Source organism: Cohnella thailandensis, from assembly GCF_014212135.1.
In the GTDB taxonomy this organism is placed as follows: Bacteria; Bacillota; Bacilli; order Paenibacillales; family Paenibacillaceae; genus Cohnella; species Cohnella thailandensis.
Genome location: NZ_JACJVQ010000024.1, coordinates 65,798 through 85,430 on the forward strand (window position 1 = coordinate 65,798; position 19,633 = coordinate 85,430).

Genomic DNA, 19,633 nt, shown 5'->3' on the forward strand with positions numbered 1-19,633 from the left:
TGGTACGAAGGCTATTCCGCCTCTCCTCTTCACTCAGGTCGCGAGAATCGCCGGGTTGCGGAGGTCAACTCCCGATTTACTTTTGGAGGCGTATCCGATAGGATATTACTTGGTGTGTCAAGGCAACGGACGAAAGGATGGGACAAGATGAACCCGAATCTGTATCACGTACTGGGAGCGAAGCAGTTCAGCCGTTCGGAGCTAGACGAGCTGTTCGTCGCCGCCAAGGGAATGGAAGAGGTCGTCCGGACGGGCGGGAACCGGAGCCATCAGGGCGCCATTATGACGACGTTGTTCTTCGAGGCGAGCACGCGGACGAGGCTGAGCTTTGAAGCGGCGATGTCCCGCCTGGGAGGAAGCGTCATCGGAACGGAGAACGCGGCGCAGTTCTCGTCGGCGATCAAGGGAGAGACGCTGGAGGATACGATCCGCATCATCAGCGGCTACAGCGACGTCATCGTCATGCGCCACACGGAGATCGGAGCGGCGAAGCGCGCGGCGGCGGTGGCGGACGTGCCGGTCATCAACGCGGGCGACGGAGCGGGAGAGCACCCGACTCAAGCCCTGCTCGACGCGTACACGATCCAGAAGGAAGTCGGCCAGCTGGACGGAGTGCGGATCGCGATGGTCGGCGACCTGGCGTACGGCCGGACGGTCCACTCGCTGAGCTACATTCTCGCCAACTACAGGAACGTCATGGTCTACTACATCTCCCCGGAAAATGTCCGAATCCCCGGTTACGTCAAGCGTTACATGGACGAGAAAGGGATCCGCTACGAGGAGACGGGCGACCTGGAGTCGGTGGCGGGCTCGATCGACGTGCTCTACCAGACTCGCATCCAGAAGGAACGGTTCCCGTCGCTGGAGGAGTACGAGAAGGCTTCCGGCCACTTCATCGTGGACGAAGAGCTGATGTCCCGCATGAACAAGAACTCCATCGTGCTTCACCCGCTGCCTCGCGCGGGGGAGATCGCGGACGCGGTTGACAACGACCCTCGCGCCGCGTACTTCCGCCAAGCCCGGAACGGCCTGTATATTCGGATGGCCCTGATCGACAAGGCGCTTAGCGGCATTAATCGTTAATCCGGCATAAAGGCAGGGGCGTTAACGATTCGACATTCGTCTGGGTGCGCCCCTCCTAGCCCCGATTATCCGCACGCAGAGGCGACCGACTCCAGGTACTTCTTTTTCCCCATTATGCTTCTTCTCCCTTTCGCTCAGGCAGCTGCCTTGCTCCATGTTGTTTCGGGGGAGCCTGCCGTGATATAATGAGAGACCGATGACTGCGAAGAAGGAGATGAAGCTAGATTATGGGCAAGAAGGACAGCACCTTCGACAAGCCGCTCGCGCAGAACAAGAAGGCCTCCCACGACTACTTCATCGAGGAGACCTTCGAAGCGGGCATGGTGCTCACCGGCACCGAGATCAAGTCGCTGCGGGGCGGCCGCGCCAACATGGGCGATGCATTCGCGACGATTCGGAACGGCGAGATTTTCCTGCACAATATGCATATCAGCCCGTTCGAGCAGGGCAACCGGCACAACCCGTCGGACCCTACCCGCGCACGTAAGCTGCTTATGCACAAGCAACAAATCAACAAGCTGTACGGCCTGTCCCGTCAGGAAGGCTACACGATCGTGCCGCTGAAGGTGTACACCCGCAACGGCTACGCCAAGTGCCTGATCGGCCTCGGCCGAGGCAAGAAGAACTACGACAAGCGCGAATCGGCGGCCAAGAAGGACGCCCAGCGCGAGATCCAGCGGGCTCTCAAGGAGAAGCAGAAGGTCAGCTATTAATCGGTTAGCCGGCTGCTTGGAAGGGTAAGAAGAGATCGCCATCGCTGGCAGCAACACCTTAGAGTAATTCCGTTATGGACGTGTTATACTGAGTAAGTACCGCATGCAAGAACCGCCGATTCCTTCGATGGAAGAAGCGCCGTCGCGACCGACTTGATGTTCCGCATCCTTAGTATGCCGCAAGTTCGGTACGCAATCCGTCTCATCCGCCTAAGACGCGGGTGGCGACCTATTATTCGGGGCCGTTTTTGGATTCGACGGGGATAGTTCGAGCATGGGTAGCGGGTAGTAGGGCTGCGTCTGCTTCACCAACGCGGAAAGCCAATTAACTGGCAACCAAAAACAACAACTCGCTTTCGCAGCTTAATAACCTGTGATGCGGCTTCTACCTTCCATCGCCCATGTGGCGGGATAGGGGCTCAACTTTAGTGGGATACGCTGTCTAGTCTCCGCCTGGGGCTAGCTGAAGAAGACAATCAGGCTGACCCGAAGGGGACCCGGTTACGGGGGGCCTCTAGGGTGACATCAAAACCGTGACTACACCCGTAGAAGCCTGTGTGGCGTTGTCTTCGGACAGGGGTTCAACTCCCCTCGGCTCCACCAACATGAAAACCATCCGCGTGAGGATGGTTTTTTTGCGTGGAGACGAAGGTTGGAGTTGCCCCGGTCCGGAGGAAGAGGACTTTTTAATGCGGAGGCGCCATTGACAAAGCAACCTCCATTGTTTAATATATCGATATATATAGAAATATAAACCAATGAAAGGAGGGCAACCGATGAATAATGAACAATCTCATCTTGAGACGGTCAAGATCTATAAAGCGCTCGGGGAACCCAATCGGTTAAGCATCGTAAAACTGTTAACCAAGCATAAAGAATTATGCTGTACCGAGATTGAGGAGCATTTGGATTTTAAAGGTTCTACTCTGTCGCATCATCTCAAACAGCTTGCCGACTGCGGGGTATTAAAGCTGTCGCGCAAAGAAGGAACCTTTCATTATTATCAACTCAATCAAGATACCCTAAAACGGTATGTCGCGGTCGAGACCGTTCTTGATTGATCTTTTTTTGACCTATATTTCGATATTTATTAATCTATTGAAATAAGAAGGTTTCAATAAACGAACGGGCTGTCGCTAATTGACATTATTTTTTTATTCAATATTTCTATATATATAAATCTATTGAGTTAATGAATTTGCATAGAGGAGAAGCACCAATGAATAAAATGGGACTTGTTTATTTGCTCGCTTTCGGCGGCTTTGTCATGGGAACGGCCGAGATGGTCGTGATGGGGATCCTGGGAATGATTAGAGATGATTTTAACGTATCCGTTGGCACGGCCGGACAATTAGTGACCTTATATGCCATTGTCTTTGCGGTAGGCACCCCGATCCTGGTTTCGCTTACCGGCAGAATGAAAAGAAAAAGGCTTCTCATGCTTACCTTTCTTCTTTTCATCGTCGGCAATATGATCGCATTCTTCAGTCCGAATTTTACCGTATTGATGCTCTCTAGAGTTTTTCTGGCTGCCAGCCAAGGCGTGTTTACGGTGGTAGCCCTCATGGTTAGCTCCAGTCTGGTTGCGCCCGAGAAGCAGGGGAATGCCATCGGCATCATTTATATGGGATTCAGTACGGCCTTGGTTGCAGGAACTCCCATCGGAACCATCATCGGCGAATTCTGGGGATGGCGGCCCGTATTCATGCTTATCGCCATATTGAGCGTGCTTGCCGTTGTCGGAATTGCCGCCTGGATGCCGAAGGTGGAAGAACAGAAGCCTATCGGGATTCGGGACCAGCTGATGGCGTTGAAGGACCGTCGCATTGTCAGCGGGCTCGCGATCACCTTTTTCTGGATTACCGGGTATCAATTGATGTTTACATACATCGCGCCTTTCCTTGAGACTGCCGTTGGCATGAGTACGACGCTGATCAGCACGGCGCTCTTCGTATGCGGCCTCTTCGCTGTCGTGGGGTCGCGTATCGGAGGCTACGGCGCGGATAAGTGGGGGATGGTCCGAACGCTGCTCGTCAGCTTGCTTCTCCATGCAGCAGCGTTAGCCGTACTCCCTTTGGCAGCCGCTACAGTGGCGAGCGCGTTAATTATTCTGGCCATCTGGTTCGGAGCCGCTTGGATGACGACTCCCGCTCAGCAGTATTACCTCATCTCCCTTAATCCGGAGGCTTCCGGCCTTGCGTTGGGACTCAATAGTTCCGTGCTTCAGCTTGGAATGGCGGTGGGCGCCGGTTTAGGCGGATGGGTGGTCAGTCAGACCTCTCTCACCGATTTGGGATGGGTCGCAGCTATCAGTATTCTGCTAAGTTTGTTTGCTGCGTTGTACTCTTTCTCGCTCAGAAGCAATACCCAATCCGTACGGAGTCTTTAAAGCGAACAATCCTAAGAAATCCAAAACCTATAATGGGGTGTAAAAATATGCCGGAATATCAACTTACTTTGAAGGATAAGCGCATCGTATGGGGATCTGTTATCGATATTGAACCGCTAATCGGAAAATATCCCACTGACTCGATCAGGCAGGGAGCGGACTCGGGCTTGGATTGGAATTTGCCTAGCGGTATATATAGGGCGAAAGAGGTTGTCATGGAGCTCGATAAACTGCTCGAGGCGATGCTGGTTCAGCTGGGCGAACCGGTTAACGGCGATCCGACGGTGCTGCTGGACAGCCTTCAGGCCAATTTAGCGATTACCGGACGCGTGTCGTCTCTACCGCTAGGCCCCTTGGCTCTTGAGGATAAAGCCGGCGTCGAGCTGACAGCCCAGGCAGTTCGAATAGGCGAACAATTGGTAAGCTGGGCGAGGGAGATTAATTCACGGAAGAGAGTGCTCTCGCAATATGGGCCGGAAACGCTTGGAAAGCTTGAATTCAGAAGTCACTGCTATGGTCATCCCTTGATCCCGGAAGCTATTAGGCAAGTTTGGGGACCAAAGGGCGGCCCGAGGATCATGCAGATCTATAATGAATACCTGCACCAATTCGTATTGCTGAGGGATGCCTTGCTTCCGTTTGCCAATTGGGAGCAAGTACCTTTTGAGGTCAAGGAGCATACGGAATTCAAGGGACTGCGGTTTCTGGAACCAGCCCGGGAGGTCTTCCTAACCCATTTACTCGGGAAAAAGTTGACTCACAAAACGATTGTCCAATATGCGCAAAGCGTGGTCAGCTCAGGCTTGTCGGCAGCCGGATACGGCTTCCAATATCGTCTGGGCACCGTATTGCCGGCAGGCTTAGGCGAATCGGCCGGAATGGCGTCGAGGTACCTTCTGAGATGGCATCCGGTACAAACCATACAGGCGGAAGTCTCGCAGGATTTTCCTTCGATCTCATTCGATTATGAATATGGCGATTATTATGCCGCGCCGCGAAGCGAGGCAGGAAGCGGAACGCCGGGGAACGAGGATACGCTACTTCTTTCTGAAGGCCATTACGAACAACCGGATGTCGCCCGGTTGCTGCCGGCTACGGATTCCGATCGAACGATGCTGCGTTTCAGCCTGGAAGTGGAGGGACGCGAATTCTCGGTAGACCTCGGTCAACTCTTCAGAGGGCATCGTTTTCTCTATCGGCCGCAAGGGAACGGCAATGCCGATGTCGCATTCGCGAAGCGCGCATCCATAGGCCTGCATCAGGCGTCAGTCATTCTCGCGCATTCCGGATTGGTGACGAATGCCGATGGGATTCATTTCATTCCGACCGGGGGAAATGAACTTATTCGATGGGCTTTGTTAGGGAAGCTGTACCCTGAGAATGTGGTTTTGTTGGACAAAGGGGATCGGGATGAGCTCGAAGCGGCATATGTATCCGGCAAGGGTTTCGGAACGCAGTTTTTAGTGCTATAAGCGATTTACGGTATTACTAAGTCTATACATCGACTTGTAATTATGGTAAATTATATCCAATAAACGATTCGGACACGGAAGCACCGTGCGCGCGGAGGGATTTCTTCGCATGCACGGTGTTTTTTTGTCGTCCGCATAAGGGGAGAAGAGCTATGTATCCGAAGGTAGGAAGTCCCAAGAAGGTCACGATGAAGTGGTTGGACAAGGCGTTCGCGCCGCTGAAGGACTATTTGGATGCCCATCATCCGGAGAACGCGAAGGCCATCATGGGCTGGATGACGTACAAGGGCAACTTCGACGACCTCTATTGTTATGAGAACCGAATGACACAAGGGTATATCGAGTTCGATCGGTCCGGGCAGCTTATACGCTGCAGCGATAATGCCCTCGACCATGAATACGAGCTCGGCTATGAGCGGATTCCGGTGAAGACGGAATCTATTCATCCCAATGTGGATCGATGGATCGATCGAACGGTAAGCGCGAAGAAGGCGGATATTTTCCGGGAAGAGTTAAGACTGTTCCTTCAACACGTCTGGGGACCAATGGCTAATTATGATTTCAGCGACTTGAAGGCGAACTACCCGTTGCAAGGATCGGGCTCCCCCTATTGCTTATACGTGTACCCTTCCCGATTCAGCAAGATGATCGCGTTCCAGTTCGTCGGAGATGAGATCGTGGAGAAAAACTGCAGCTTGCGGGAGTATCAGAAATTCGAGAAGAGCGAACGGGAATTCATGTATCAAGGCTGGCATCTGGTGACGCTTATTCGCGAGTTTCTGGCGTTCGAGCCGGATTTATCGACCACCCGCGAAGTCGTCAGGAAGGGATGCGAATGGGCCGACATGCGAATCGACGAGAATACCGAGTTTGTTCTTACTGCCGAAGCGAGACGAATGCTTGAAGAGTTAGAGAAGGAAGAGTCGAAGAAATAGTCACTCCCCCTTCGGATCTTGACGGAGAGAGAGGAAATGCCCTTTGCGGCTAGCAAAAAACAGCATAGGGATGGCGATCAACAGACTGATGATTACGGGAATTATCGAAGCTTCAAGGCCGAATTTGCCTCCGGTGAGAAGGGCCGGGCCCGTAACTTCGACCGTGAAGAGACCTGAGGAGGGATGGCCCGATACGGGAATACCCAAGAGTCCCTCTATTGTATTCCAGAAGAAATGGAGGCCTATGATAAACCAAACATTGCGCCGCCAAAGGAAGGCTGCGCCCAGCAATACGCCGGCTTCAATGGCAATAGAGAGGCCCCCCCAAACCGTAGCGCCTGGGTTGCCTAAGTGAGCGATCCCAAAGAAGAGGGAGGTTAGGGTCAGGGCAAGGAAGCTTCCGCCCATTTTTTCAATGGCTTGAAAGGCAAGCCCCCGAAAGATTAATTCTTCTACGAAGGCAGCGCCGAGCGATGTGGCGATGACCGGCAAGACGACAGAGCTGGCGTTGCCGGTTGACCACTTGAAGGAATACCCACCAAACAAGACGATGAGGGCTGTTGAAACGATGATAAAGAGAAGGCCGACGACAGCGCCGAGAATAAATTCCGGTACCGCACGCCGTTGGAGCGGAAGTTCGGGAACCGAACGCCGCGCCAGAAATTTCATCGCAAGCCAGTAGATAACGACGGCAACGGCGCTTCCGGCAATCGTCAGTAGGGCGGAGCCTAAGGCTGTTAAATCTTCGGATAACAAGCTGAATGTCACGTTGGCGAGGAGAATCCCAAGCGCTCCCGCGAGCATCCAGACGAGGTGGAATCGGAAGAACGAAACAAACGCAGGTTGGTTCCCCCTTCTAAACGCTTCATTAACGGGTGTATTCGTCTTTCTCATGATCGGCGATCGCTCCTCTTCCCCTGACGGGATATCGATTTAATTGCTGGTTGCAAATCATACGATACCTTAAAAAAGTCATACGTCAGCAGTACCGTTTCGTCATATCATGGTCATATGACTTTTAGGAAAATAAAAGCCGACATCCGTTATGATGTCGGCTTTGAGCAGATCCTAAGGATCTATTATCCCTGTTTCCCTAGCCTTATAGGCAGCTTCTCTTCTTCCTTTTACATTCAACTTCGAATAAATATTCGAGATGTAATTTTTAACCGTACCTTCGCTAAGAAATAATGCCTTGGCGATATCCTGATTGCGCAGACCTAACGCCAGCTTGTGAAGAACTTGGACCTCGCGGGCGCTAAGTCCGAATTCATTGTTTGTATCCACAGTCGATGAAATCCCGCTTTTCAGCATGCTTTTAATCATTTTGTCAGCCATTTCCGGCGATATGAGCGTACCTCCGTTGTGAACCACCCGTATGCCGGCGATGAGGTTTTTGGGATGGATGGCTTTGAGCAGGTAACCTTCAGCTCCATGGCTTAACGCCGCAAGAACATATTCGACTTCTTTATACGAAGTCAGAATAATAATTTTCGCTAACGGGAATCGAGGCTTGATCTTCTCCGTAGCAACGACGCCATTCATAATGGGCATATTGATATCCATGAGGATGATATCCGGTTGGGATTTCTCGCAATAGTCGATCGCCTCTTCGCCATTCTTAGCCAACCCCACAACCTCGATATCGTCTTCCATCTCCAGGACTATATTTAGACTTTCAAGAATCAATTCTTGATCATCAACGATGAGTACTTTAATTTTCGGCAACCAACGCATCTCCTTTCAGGGGTATTTCGCATCTGACTTCAACGCCAGTAACCGCCAAGGCGGAGATTGCAAAGGTACCTCCCAGCATCTCCATCCGATTCTTCATGGTTGCCAGGCCGAACCCATGCTCTATCTCACCCAAGGGCTTTCCGTTATTTTGAATGGAAACTCGCAAGGTCGATGGAGAAAAACGGAGATTCAACTCGATTTCCGTTGCCTTTCCATGCTTAAGCGCATTCGTAAAAGACTCTTGGATCACCCGAATGATCGATTGCCGCACATCGAAACGAAGGGGGCGTTCCGTTCCATTCAGCGTGAGACGAATGATCGTCCCGGTATATTCTCGAAAGTCTTTGACGAGTCTCTCGACTCGGTCCACTAGACTTATAGTCTCTTCCTCCCCCATCTTATGCACGATGTCCCTCATCTCATCCAAGTTTTGTTCCGTCAGCCCCCTAATGCCAATCAATTTCTCTTTGGCTAGACTTGGATTTTTGTCTAGAAGGGCAATAGCAGCATCGAGACTCATAATAAGGGAAATAAAGGAGTGTCCCAACGTGTCATGCATCTCCTTGGACATGCGGCTTCGTTCCTCCAGCAGAGTCATCCTTTCGATCTCGGCAGCATATTGGGTTAACAATTTATTTTGTTCATCGATTTCTTTGGCTAATTTATTTTTCTCGTGATAGGCTTTGGCAATGAAGTTGACCCAAATCCCGATAAAGCAGAAAAGAAAGTTATCCGAGCTCGAACCGAGCGCCAAATCCCATGTCACTTCTCCGAATAACATGCTGATAAAGGGCATTAATAAGAGGACCGGCAAAGTCCAGGCCGTCTTTCTGGTCAATAGGTAGCCGATGGTAAGACTCGGAATCAGATAATCGACACTCCCCAGCTGATCCGCCTGCATGAACGATTTAATATAATAAGATCCCCCTAGCAATAGTTCAAGCAAGATGAACCCTTCCTTGTTCATCCTTAGCTGCGGAAACCAGAATAACATCGGAATAAGAAGGGCCGCCAAGAGCCAGACGACGTTCACGAATAATCGAGGCGAATATTCGTTCCCCATTAAAATATGAAATAACAGCAAAATATAATTATAGGACCGGAGCCCAAATATTCCCCAGTCCATAAGATAAATAACTTTTCTCATAGGGATCCTTCCTTACCCGAGCCTACTGATGGTTTTCCTTGATTATACATGAAATGCGGAAACCTGGAGCGGGGTCAGAATGCAGGATGAAGAAGAATGGCACCCAGGCTGGGTGCCATTTGTCACAAGATCCCTACCGCTGCTTAGCGAACTTCCTGCGAAATCCCGAAGGAGAGAGGCCTTCTTTCTTGGAGAAGAAGCTAGAATAGTGCGAGACATGATGGAAGCCCACTTCTTCGGCGATCCGGGCAATCGACCAAGGAGTTTGGAGCAGCAGCCGTTTGGACTGTTCGAGACGGTAGTACTGCAGGTAGGTCATGGGGGTCATACCGTATACCTTGAGCATCGCCTTGGCCAAGTAATTGGGGTGATAGTTCAGCTTCTTCTGCAGCACGGAATTCGTAATTTCGGTGGCGTAGTTCTGACGGATAAACAGTTCGATCCGGTCGGCAAGTTGAATCGCGGTGTCGTTCGTGGGGGAAGCCAAGTCGCGATCCAGATGCTGAAGGAACAGCTGGAAGGAGGCTTGCCGCTTCCAGTTCCGAAGCGATTGCGGCTCCTGCTCCTGCTGGAAGAAGGTCTCCAGCACCTCCATGGCCTTCGATGACAGCTTCATGTGCTTCGGGAGGAAGATGGAGCAGACGTCTGCATGATTGAGATACGCCAGCCTTTTATGTTCCTCGATTAATTCCATCTGGTTCCCCATGCATTCGTTCATGTCCAGGCACAACTTCCAACTGCCGTAGGTTTGAAAATGTATCCATATGATCTCCGTATCCGTCGTGCAGGGAGCGCTGCCGTAATGGTGTCCGTTCGGGAGAAGGATAAATCCTTCTCCCTCTTGGATCTCCCACGATTGTCCGTTCTCGCCGATCGGGAGAACCCCTTTGCGGACGACGATCAGATCGAATACTCTTATGCAATCCCGTTCGATGTGGGAATCGCCTACCCCGTAATAGGCATAACCGCAATCCACGAAATACGGGATGGGCGGGGAGATGAAGTGCAAGATCGCAGAGTCCATGCTCGTTCCTCCGGAGGCTGGAATCGAAAGCGTCCCTTTTTAAAGGTTGAAAATATTAAAAATTAGGTTGGAAAAATCTGTTTTCCTTTATCATAACTCATGGCAAAATACATTTAAAGCGCTTTCTTCAGTGGCATAGTCGAATACCGAAAATGGTTAGGGGTCATGATGCGCTTGATGCTAAACGTTTAACTTGCGTGCTTGACAGCTCTGGGGCGGCGAGTCGAACGATTAGACATATCATTCATGCAAATTTTGAAGGGAGAGCGGGGCAATGAAAGCAAGCAAATCAATCGGGGCAGGTCTTCTCTCGGTTCTGCTGGTATCAAGCGTCGTAGGCTGCGGAAATAACGAGAAAAACACAGCATCCTCGACGCCATCATCTTCGGCACCTTCTTCGTCGGCATCATCGGGAGGGGAGGCCAGCAAAACGCCCGAGAAGACGGATACCAAGAAGGAGAAGGTCAAGATTACCTACTCGATGTGGGGCAGCGCGGAAGAAGGGAACGTCACGCAGGCGGTAGCGGATAAGTTCAATGCTTCCCAAGACCGAATCGAAGTCGAAGTGGTCGCGATTCCTTGGGAGAGCTACATGACGAAGCTGAACACGCAAGCGACGGGAGGCCAATTGCCGGACACGGGAATGTTGAAGGAAGACGGCGTCATCCAATGGTCCTCCGAGGGCATGCTGAACGACGTAAGCGCCATGTACGAAGGGAGCGACAGCAAGCCGCTGGATAGCTTGGCCTATAAGTATCAAGGCAAAACCCTAGCTTACGCTGCCGCCAATGAAGTCCTCCTCCTCTATTACAACAAGGACATGTTCGACAAAGCGGGCGTGGCCTATCCTCCATCCGCGCTGGATAAAGCATGGACCTGGGACGAATTCGTCGCGACGGCCAAGAAGCTGACGGTCGACAAGAAGGGCAAACATCCCGGCGAAGACGGCTTCGATAAGGATAGCATCGTTCAGTACGGCGCATCGGTCGAGAACTTGCCGTGGCAGCTGGAGACTTGGGCGCTCAGCAATGGCGGAGGCTTCTATTCCGCGGACGGTACCGAATTGAGAATCGGAGAAGACGCCAGCGTCGAAGCGATTCAGAAGGTCGCCGATCTCTACTTGAAGGATCATGTCGCTCCGCTGTCCGTCGGCCAAACCGACGATGGCATTCAACGCACGATCATCGCCGGAACGGTCGCTATGGCTACGAACGGCGCGTGGAACGTGGGCACCAGCTTGAATACGGCGAAGGAAGAAGGCCTGAACTACGGCGTTGCCGTGCTTCCTTACATGAAGGATAAGGTTACTCTCAACACGGGCGGCGCGAACGTCGTCTTCTCCCAAACCAAGCATCCGGCCGAAGCGATGGAATGGCTCAAGTGGTACAACTCCGAAGAGAACAACTGGGGACTGATCAGCTCGGGAATCTGGATGCCGACGCTTGAGAAGTGGTATACGGACGAATCCCTCACCCGCAAGTGGGTCGAGAATCCGAACTTCCCTCCGTATGACGAATACAAGTCCGCTGTAGTCGATTATGCGCGGTCTTCCGCAGCGAGACCTGCTGCCTGGTTCTACACGAACCATACTACGGACTTCAACACCTTGCTCGGCTCGGTTCTTGGGGACGTCTGGACCGGCAAGACGACCGCCAAGGACGCGATCGCCAAAAATCTGGATGCCCTGAAAGCGGCTCATTCAGGCAACAACTAAAAGATAGGAAGGATGACCGCCGAGAGCGTGCCAGCGGCGGTCATCCTTTCAACATGAGGTGGGGAGCGAGCTATGGAAACCGTCAGCAAGTCGTCGAGACGTCGTGCCCGGATTTACTCGGCCGAGGCGCGCGTTGCTTATATCTGTTTGATTCCTGCCTTCCTCGGGCTGATCTTCCTGACTTATGTGCCCCTTCTTAGCGTATTGGGGATCAGCTTGACGAGTTGGACAGGGCTGGCCAAACCCGAATTTATCGGCTTCGACAATTATGTCAAGCTGTTTACCACCGATCCCTATATTAAGGATTCCATTATAGCGACGATTTACTTTGCCCTTCTATCCGTAGCCGGAAGCATGATTTATTCGCTCTTTATCGCGATGCTGTTGAACCGCAAGATTCCGGCAAGAGGCTTCTTCAGAGCCGTCTTCTATGTGCCTTATGTATTGCCGGCTGCCGCCATCTACGTAGGGTGGTCCTGGCTGTACGAGGCGAATTTCGGGTTCTTCAACTATCTTCTCTCCGAGATCGGCTTGTCCAAAGTTCTCTTTATCGCCGACTCCAGCTATGTAGTCCCTTCCCTCTCCTTGATCTCGGTCTGGCTGGCGGGGAATTTGATCGTTATTTTCCTGGCCGGGCTTCAGAACGTTCCGAGCGTCTACCATGAAGCGGCCGAGATGGACGGCGCGAACGGCTGGCAGCGTTTCCTGCATATCACCTTGCCCTGCATGTCCCCGATTATTTTCTACAACTTGTTAATGAGCCTGATCGCCAACCTTCAGGTCGTTACGCCGGCTCTGGCTCTAACCAACGGCGGCCCGGGCAATTCCTCGCGGTTCATGACTTATCTGATGTACGACCAAGCCTTCGTGAATTACAAGCTGGGCTATGCCTGCGCGACTACCTTTATTATCTTCGCCATTCTTGCGGCCTTCACCGCCGTATTGTTCAAGACGTCCAATCGATGGATCTTCAACGAAGGAGGCGACGACAAATGAGCGTAGCCGCATACGGAAGACTCAAGAGCAAGAAACGCAAAACCCGAATGGCAAACGTCATCACGTTCGTCGTCATCCTTATCTTCGCCGCGCTCGTTATTTTTCCGATCTGGTGGATCTTCCGCACGTCTCTCATGACGAATGCCGAGATCTACCGATACCCGCCTTCGTTCCTCCCGGGAGACTGGCTGTTCTCCAACTATGAGAAGACACTGGAGGTATTCAAGTTCTGGAAGTATCTCTGGAACACGATGATTATCATCGTTCCGTCCTGTTTGGCGGGAACGTTCACGGCGACCTTGTGCGGATATGCGTTCGCAAGGCTGCGGTTTCGCGGCAAACAATTCATTTGGGCTCTCTGCGTCGGTTCGATGCTTCTGCCTGCCATGGTGACTCTCATTCCGCTGTATATCGGTTGGACGAGGGGGTTGGGTCTCCAGGACAGCTACCTTCCCTTGATTCTGCCTTATTTCTGCGGCGGCGGCGCTTTTAATATCTTTCTGATCCGGCAGTTTATCGTCTCGATTCCGAGGGAACTCGATCAAGCGGCCACGATCGACGGAGCCGGGTACTTCCGAATCCTGTTCAGCATCATTATCCCGGCCATCCGGCCCGCCATGATCGTCGTCGCGTTGTTCATCTTCATCGGGCTATGGAACGATCTGCTCCAACAGATGATCTACATCAACTCGAGCGATAAATTCACCATAGCGCTGGGGCTGACCAACTTTAGGGGCCAATTAAAGCAGGACTGGTCGCTCACGATGGCGGCCACGTGCATGTCCTTTGCTCCGGGCGTCATTTTCTACCTGATTGGTCAAAGGTACTTCGTGGAAGGGATCACCCTGACCGGAATGAAGAATTAGCGCGAGGATGGAAAAAGATATAAAGAGGGAGAGAATACGATGACAACGCCGATACCGCGCATCAACCCCGAGAGCCTGTTCTTGCCGTTAAACAAGGTCCGGATCGAGGATTCGTTCTGGTCCGAATATATCCGCTTGGTGAGGGATGTCGTTGTTCCCTATCAATGGGAGGCATTGAATGACCGCGTTCCGGAAGCGGAACCGAGCTTTGCCATAAGGAATCTTAAGATCGCCGCGGGCGAAGAGTCCGGAGAGTTCGGAGGAATGGTCTTCCAGGACAGCGACGTGTCCAAGTGGTTGGAGGCCGTCGGTTATCTGCTCGCTTCGGGTCCGGACCCCGACTTGGAAGAGGTAGCGGACGGCGTCGTCGACTTGATCGGCAGAGCCCAACAGCCGGATGGCTATATCAATACTTACTTTACCTTGAAGGAACCGGACAATCGCTGGACGAATCTGGCCGAATGCCATGAGCTTTATTGCGCCGGCCATCTCATCGAAGCGGCGGTTGCTTACTATAGCGCGACGGGGAAAAGCAAGATTCTGGACATCGCCTGTCGGTTCGCCGACTATATCGACAGCGTGTTCGGCCAAGAGCCGGGCAAGCTGCAAGGCTACGATGGCCATCAAGAAATCGAGCTTGCGCTCGTCCGATTGTACCAAGTCACCGGCAGGCCGAAGTACCTGGAGTTAAGCCAATATTTTCTCGACCAACGCGGCACCGAGCCGCATTTCTACACAAGCGAGTTCGAGAAAAGAGGGGGCAAGACGCACTTTCCGCAATTAGACATGGCCCACGACCTTTCTTACAGCCAAGCTCATCTTCCGGTGCGGGAACAAGAGACGGCAGAAGGTCATGCGGTTCGAGCGGTCTACATGGCGACGGCCATGGCGGACGTGGCGGCCAAGTCCGGGGATGTTTCTCTGCTAGACGCTTGCAAGCGGCTCTGGCGCAACATCGTCTCCCGAAGAATGTATATCACGGGCGGCATCGGCTCCATGGAGCACGGCGAATCCTTCACGTTCGATTACGATCTGCCGAACGACACCGTCTATGCGGAGACCTGCGCTTCGATCGGCTTGATTTTCTTCGCGCAGCGCATGCTTCAGATCGAACCGGTAAGCGAGTATGCCGACGTGCTGGAGCGGGCGCTGTACAACACGGTCGTTAGCGGAATGTCCCGAGACGGTACCCGGTTCTTCTATGTAAATCCGTTGGAAGTCCATCCGGAGGCCTGCGGCAAGAACCATATTTACGATCACGTGAAGCCGGTCCGGCAGGGTTGGTTCAGCTGTGCGTGCTGCCCGCCCAATATCGCCAGGTTGCTGGCTTCGCTGGGCGGATACATCTATTCCTCGAAGGATCGAACCTTGTACACGCACCTCTATATCGGCGGACAGGCCGAATGGAGGCTGGGGCAGGACCAAGTACAGATCAACCAGAGCTCCAACTATGCGTGGGACGGCAAAGTACGTTTGGAGCTGTCCATGGATGCAGCCCTGTTGTTCACCTTGGCCCTGCGGATTCCCGAGTGGTGCCATGGACAGTTCAACGTCACGATTAACGGAGTCGCTCATGATATAAGCGAGTTTACTGTCGAAGACGGTTATCTCTTGATTGATAGGCTATGGCAGGATGGCGATATGGTGGACTTGGCCTTCGCGATGCCGATCATGAGAATGAAGGGCCACCCGAACGTTAGGCATACAGCGGGTAAAGTCGCGCTTCAAAGAGGCCCCTTCGTCTATTGCCTGGAGGAAGCCGACAACGGCTCCCAGCTTCACCGGATGATCCTTCCTCGCGAGGCAGAGTTGGTCGCCCGATTCGAGCCGGATCTACTTGGCGGAATTGAAGTGATTGAAGGGACGATGCTTAGGGAAACCTCCGGAGCGTGGAACGACGACCTGTACCGGGAGGAAGAGCAGGCGGGATTGGGGCTGTCGGAGACCCGAGCGAAGTTCATCCCGTACTACGCTTGGGCGAACCGGGGACCCGGCGAGATGATGGTTTGGGTTCGGAGTTTGTGAGGGTAAGGAGGGGATACGGCATAAGAACTCTGACCTTAGTGGGGGTCGGGGTTCTTTTTTTGGGGCTGGCTCCGTTTGTAAAGAACAATCTTGGAGGAAAAACTGGCGATTACCAATCGCAACTAAGATGCTGCGGTGAAAGCTATCCTTATCGATGACGAAGGGCTAAATATCCTTCTCTTTAAAAGGATGCTAGAGCCCTACGAGCAGATCATTATCATAAACGACTATACAAACCCCGAGAAATCCGGGGGAGAACGCCAACGGATTGTTCTGGCCCGCGCTATCCTTGGGAAACCTTCGGCTCTAGATTAGGCCATCAGCGCCCTGCGCTTTTTTGCTCATTCGTACTCGGTGGGGTACACCAATTTGACTCTGGGGTTTCTAATTTCTTGTGCTCAAGAGAAGGAAGAAATTGTCCTTACTTGACCTATTTGTATTGTTTCAATACAATGAAGTCATCTTTATTTGTATCGTAACAATACAAAACGGAGGATTCTGTGATGGATAAACTACGAATTTTTAGAAATACGTATTGCTTCAATAAAGAAGATATTCAAAAAGATTTTGAAAACTATATGCGCTTGTTTGAGCCTAATTCTGAGGAGGATTACTCGGAAGAATACAAAAATAAGATGTATGAATTATTTAAAAGGTTCCAGAATGCTCTCGAAAATTGTTGTCTTCCTCAACTTACCGATGACTGGTGGTACTACGATTATCAACAAAGTAATGATGGAATTGATTTGAAGTTATACTATTGTGAAGAGTTTGAGATTAGTGAAGATGGTGAAATGACATCTTCAACGTCCTCGGAAAATTTCACTCTGCTAAGTGTTAAATGTGATTACTTAAATGTAGAGCAGTTTGCTAAAAATCATAACATTACTGATACAACAGTTCGCCAATGGATACGTCGAGGAAAACTTCGGACGGCTAAAAAAGTGGGTAGGGATTGGCTTATTCCGTCCATCGCAACAAAGCCAACTAGAGGGTTTACGGCTGTATCATACTATTGGGATCGGCTTCCTAGAACCTTATCAGTTTCTTTTCCTTTTTTAATTGGGTATGAGACTATATATATCTCTCAAAATAAACTAGACAAACAGCAATTCGAAGGTATTCTAGGCTATCCGGGTCAAAAGAATCGAACAAAAGTCATATTGTCAACTAAGGAACGCGAAAGGTTAGAGTTAGCACTAATTAGTAGTAGTGTCGTTCAAGTTGAAGAACATGGTTGGAGATAATTTAGGTAATAATTGATTGGCATTTTTGAATCTTGAAAATTATACATTCAAGGCTAGATTCACTATGTCTTTTGAAATTATGATTGAATGAGTGAATATGAAAACAAATAGAGAGTATCAAGAGAAAGTTGAACAAAGACTTGGTAAACCATTAATAGACATCATGCATGAACTGATTGTTGATTGGTATGAACCAATGGAGTGGTTCTTCCAGTTGGGGGTACCCAAGGGAATGTTTGTAACTAAGAGAACCAGCTTGAGCCCTGACCAAAGAAGAGCCGACTATGCTGAACATATAAAGGTTAGCTAAATAGAATTGTTCTTGAAAGGTCAAAGAGATTATCGAAAGAATGATTGAATTGGAAAAGCAACGAAGGTTATTAGCGAAAATTGATACGATGATGGATATTTTCAGAGCAATGCGTAATGCAACGTTAGAAAATCATCGAATACCTTGATCAATATAGGCATTCTGTACTTCATGAAGCTTTTGAAACGTGATCTTGAGGTACTTAAATCAATTGTCTGAAAGTGGGTAGGCAAAGTTTCTGCGTTTATGGACTTGTACAACGAATTACTAAAGGCAATTCGCTTTAATATTATTAGTGATTTTAAGGAATAAATCAAAGCATCTTTCCCAAAGTAATTGTGCAGGAGGAGAAAAACACGCTAAAATCATCAGAATTACTTAATAAGATAAAAGGGTATATGAGTATTTTTAAGTACTATATTGAGCTTAGTAATGACGTTGGGGACACTGACATTAATAAGAGAAGTGAAGACTTTTTTAGTGGTCTTTTAAATCTGTTATTTAATTTAAATTTGATGAACATGAATAAAATTAAAATGAATTTCCCTGCTATTGATCTCGGTGATAAAGAGAGACGAATTTGTTATCAGATAACTGCTGATTCTACTTCTGGTAAAATACAAGAGACCTTATATAAATTCAGAAATTTGAAATTGTACGAAGAATTTGATGAAATAAACATTTTGATAATTGGGAACAAAATCAAAACAAGAAAGAGACGATTTGAGTATCCTGAATTTCAATTTAACACGACTGACAATTTGCTAGAACTTAATGATTTATTCAAAGAAATGGCTAAAAAGAATACTTCGGAACTAGAGAAGATACTCCATTTCTTTGAGTCTGAATTTGGCAACAATATAATCAATTTAATTAAATCGGTCGAAGAAGATAAAAGCCTCTATATTGACGAAACAATTTTAAGAGATAGACACGTTTGCTACTATGCATTTGGTTTAGGGCGGGTTAGACTTGATGCTTACATACCAGTCAATTTTGAACAAAGTCTCTCGTGTCTCATACTTTTTCAACAACCAGGTTTGTCGGATTGTATGATTACTCTTGAGGAAGACTCAATAAGGGATTTATTGTTTTATGGTGATAATGATTCTGATGAAATTGAGAAACGGAACTTCATCTGGTACATAGATGGGGACAAAATAGGAATTAAACTCCCGAATAATAGATTTGTAACAGATAGTGAAACCGTAAAACAATTTTGCGAAATTATTACTCGATTTCATAAGAATTATTTAAAAGTGCGTGAAGAACTACTAAGTATAATAGGAGCTACCAAATTTGTAGAAGAACAACCGGGGGAATTTCGGATACTGCGAGCACCTAAATATATTTGGGAATCAATGGTGGACTTTGCACAAAAACATGACCACTATTGGGGTGAGACTAAGTGGGATATATTCCATCCACTTAATCTTCACAAAAAAGACCGAATTATTATGTACAAGAATCACCTGAGTGAAATTAAAGCAGATATATTAGCAGAGCTACATGTTAAAGATTTAGGTTCTAACTATGTTGATATTATTTGGAAATCGGGGTTTACACCGTCACAAAGCAAAATGGAGGGATTCAATAATCTAATTAAATGGAGGGTTGACTACACCCACCACTGGATCGTTGAAGATTTTATTCCTTACTTATTTTATTTAGATTATTTGCGGAATAGGGGTTTGTTGAAAACGTTATTTAGGAAAAAGAAGACCTATGAGAAATTCAAGTGTGAATTTAGCTCTCAAAACTATGGTATCGAATCACTAGAGTTTTATTAGAGCCTGTGGCTTGCAAAAGAAGACAAATCAGGGTGATAACAAATCTGTCACTACACTCGTAGAATCCTTTGTGGTGTTGTCTTCGGACGGGGGTTAACTCCCCTCGGATCCACCATTTAAATCCACAACTGCGTGAGGTTGTGGGTTTTTGCTATAATGTATATTAATCTGAAAATAGTGTAGTTGGT

16 protein-coding genes and 1 other RNA gene are annotated in these 19,633 nt (G+C 49.6%); 13 read left to right on the forward strand and 4 right to left on the reverse strand.

All coding sequences use genetic code 11. The annotated features are described in order from the left end of the window. The first annotated feature begins 147 nt into the window (after positions 1-147). From pyrB to H7B67_RS26050, 7 genes are all read left to right on the forward strand, one after another. Positions 148-1,083 carry an aspartate carbamoyltransferase gene (gene pyrB / locus H7B67_RS26020; RefSeq protein WP_185122805.1) on the forward strand — a complete coding sequence of 312 codons (936 nt, stop codon included), beginning with the start codon at positions 148-150 and terminating at the stop codon, positions 1,081-1,083. Between the two features lie 227 nt (positions 1,084-1,310). After that, entirely contained in the window at positions 1,311-1,796 is a 486-nt protein-coding gene (gene smpB, locus H7B67_RS26025) for an SsrA-binding protein SmpB (RefSeq protein ID WP_185122806.1), read from the forward strand. A gap of 238 nt (positions 1,797-2,034) precedes the next feature. Then, positions 2,035-2,399, forward strand: a transfer-messenger RNA (tmRNA) gene (gene ssrA, locus H7B67_RS26030). 173 nt (positions 2,400-2,572) lie between these two features. Continuing rightward, a complete protein-coding gene (locus H7B67_RS26035; RefSeq protein ID WP_185122807.1) occupies positions 2,573-2,857 on the forward strand; it encodes an ArsR/SmtB family transcription factor in 285 nt (94 codons plus the stop codon). A 158-nt stretch (positions 2,858-3,015) separates the two neighbouring features. Then, positions 3,016-4,185 (forward strand): MFS transporter, encoded by a 1,170-nt coding sequence (locus H7B67_RS26040; protein ID WP_185122808.1) that lies wholly within the window; start codon positions 3,016-3,018, stop codon positions 4,183-4,185. 215 nt (positions 4,186-4,400) lie between these two features. Next, positions 4,401-5,657 carry a hypothetical protein gene (locus H7B67_RS26045; RefSeq protein ID WP_245363553.1) on the forward strand — a complete coding sequence of 419 codons (1,257 nt, stop codon included), beginning with the start codon at positions 4,401-4,403 and terminating at the stop codon, positions 5,655-5,657. A 152-nt stretch (positions 5,658-5,809) separates the two neighbouring features. Further along, complete coding sequence (locus H7B67_RS26050) at positions 5,810-6,592, forward strand: hypothetical protein (RefSeq protein ID WP_185122810.1); 783 nt, start codon at positions 5,810-5,812, stop codon at positions 6,590-6,592. On the opposite strand, the gene H7B67_RS26055 is transcribed toward H7B67_RS26050, so the two are convergent. The 4 genes from H7B67_RS26055 to H7B67_RS26070 all read right to left on the reverse strand — a co-directional run bounded on the left by H7B67_RS26055 (position 6,593) and on the right by H7B67_RS26070 (position 10,497). Continuing rightward, positions 6,593-7,486 (reverse strand): CPBP family intramembrane glutamic endopeptidase, encoded by an 894-nt coding sequence (locus H7B67_RS26055; protein ID WP_185122811.1) that lies wholly within the window; start codon positions 7,484-7,486, stop codon positions 6,593-6,595. Positions 7,487-7,660: 174 nt separating this feature from the next. After that, positions 7,661-8,317, reverse strand: a complete 657-nt coding sequence (locus H7B67_RS26060; RefSeq protein ID WP_185122812.1) for a response regulator — start codon at positions 8,315-8,317, stop codon at positions 7,661-7,663. Beyond that, a complete protein-coding gene (locus H7B67_RS26065) occupies positions 8,304-9,473 on the reverse strand; it encodes a sensor histidine kinase (RefSeq protein WP_185122813.1) in 1,170 nt (389 codons plus the stop codon). The genes H7B67_RS26060 and H7B67_RS26065 overlap by 14 nt, the downstream gene beginning before the upstream one ends. A 133-nt stretch (positions 9,474-9,606) precedes the next feature. Next, a complete protein-coding gene (locus H7B67_RS26070) occupies positions 9,607-10,497 on the reverse strand; it encodes an AraC family transcriptional regulator (protein WP_185122814.1) in 891 nt (296 codons plus the stop codon). A 274-nt stretch (positions 10,498-10,771) separates the two neighbouring features. Between H7B67_RS26070 and H7B67_RS26075 the strand changes: the two genes are divergently transcribed. The 6 genes from H7B67_RS26075 to H7B67_RS26100 all read left to right on the forward strand — a co-directional run bounded on the left by H7B67_RS26075 (position 10,772) and on the right by H7B67_RS26100 (position 19,445). Next, the gene (locus H7B67_RS26075) at positions 10,772-12,211 is read left to right on the forward strand and encodes an ABC transporter substrate-binding protein (RefSeq protein WP_185122815.1); all 1,440 of its coding nucleotides are present in this window, start codon (positions 10,772-10,774) and stop codon (positions 12,209-12,211) included. Between the two features lie 72 nt (positions 12,212-12,283). Further along, positions 12,284-13,207: a carbohydrate ABC transporter permease gene (locus H7B67_RS26080; RefSeq protein WP_185122816.1), complete on the forward strand. Its 924-nt coding sequence runs from the start codon at positions 12,284-12,286 to the stop codon at positions 13,205-13,207. After that, on the forward strand, positions 13,204-14,073 hold the full coding sequence (locus tag H7B67_RS26085; RefSeq protein ID WP_185122817.1) for a carbohydrate ABC transporter permease: 870 nt from the start codon (positions 13,204-13,206) through the stop codon (positions 14,071-14,073). Before H7B67_RS26080 ends, H7B67_RS26085 begins: the two co-directional genes overlap by 4 nt. Before the next feature lie 39 nt (positions 14,074-14,112). Continuing rightward, positions 14,113-16,098 carry a glycoside hydrolase family 127 protein gene (locus H7B67_RS26090; RefSeq protein ID WP_185122818.1) on the forward strand — a complete coding sequence of 662 codons (1,986 nt, stop codon included), beginning with the start codon at positions 14,113-14,115 and terminating at the stop codon, positions 16,096-16,098. Between the two features lie 503 nt (positions 16,099-16,601). Further along, positions 16,602-17,345, forward strand: coding sequence for a helix-turn-helix domain-containing protein (locus H7B67_RS26095; protein WP_185122819.1), 744 nt, complete (start codon positions 16,602-16,604; stop codon positions 17,343-17,345). Positions 17,346-17,993: 648 nt separating this feature from the next. Next, entirely contained in the window at positions 17,994-19,445 is a 1,452-nt protein-coding gene (locus tag H7B67_RS26100) for an SMEK domain-containing protein (protein ID WP_342592491.1), read from the forward strand. The last annotated feature ends 188 nt before the right edge of the window (positions 19,446-19,633 follow it).